This is a genomic window from Pseudomonas sp. BCA17 (assembly GCF_004519405.1).
Taxonomy (GTDB): Bacteria; Pseudomonadota; Gammaproteobacteria; order Pseudomonadales; family Pseudomonadaceae; genus Aquipseudomonas.
Genome location: NZ_SGWI01000027.1, coordinates 1 through 856 on the forward strand (window position 1 = coordinate 1; position 856 = coordinate 856).

An 856-nucleotide genomic window follows, 5' to 3' on the forward strand; every position below is an offset into this window, starting at 1 on the left:
AGTGTAAGTAATCTGGCCGCCTTCGTTGACTGCACTTGGCGCGGTCAGCGTGACGGTCGTGGTATCGGCAGTGCCCGGTGTGTCAGTAACGGTGGTATTCACCGGCGTAGTGCCCGGCACTAGGTTCTCGAAATGCTCGCCGCCGGTGACGCCTTTGATGGCGGTGGTGACGGTCTGATCGCCTGTGTATACGTCGTTTGGAGCGACTACCGAGACAGAACCGCTGGACTGGTTCACACCGATAGTGATGGTCTGGCCGTTATCCAGGGTGACGGTCAGCGGATTGGTGATGTTAGTCACCGCATTACCCGATTTATCAACCAGCGACGCGGTGTAAACGATGTTGCCGCCTTCGCCCACGGTGTTAGTGGCGGTCAGAACCACATCGACCTTGTCGATGGTGTCGTTGATCGTGGTGGTTGCGCCGTTACCCGCAACGTCCAGTTTTTCGAAGTTGCCACCGGTAGCGTCGGTGATCTTGACGGTCTGGGTGCTCTTGTCGATGAACACATCATCACTTGGCGCCGGGACGGTTACGGTGCCGACGGTGTCGCCAGCCTTGATGGTGATAGTCGAGCCGTTGTCGAGTTTAAGAGTGACGTCAGTACCGGCCTTGTTGCTCAAGGTGGCGGTGTAAGTGATTTGACCACCTTCGTTGACCGCCGACGGAGCCGTCAGGGTCACGGTGGTGGTATCGGCAGTGCCTGGTGTGTCGGTAACGGTGGTGTTCACCGGCGTAGTGCCTGGCACCAGGTTCTCGAAGTGCTCTCCACCAGTCACACCTTTGATAGCGGTGGTGACAGTCTGGTCGCCTTTGTATACGTCGTTTGGAGCGACTACCGAGACAGAACCGCTG

At 57.8% G+C, this 856-nt stretch carries 1 protein-coding gene; it reads right to left on the reverse strand.

Annotation, left to right across the window (positions count from 1 at the left end):
- The coding region (locus tag EXW71_RS28665) for an immunoglobulin-like domain-containing protein (RefSeq protein ID WP_372241353.1) at positions 1-856 on the reverse strand (856 nt) is incomplete at both ends.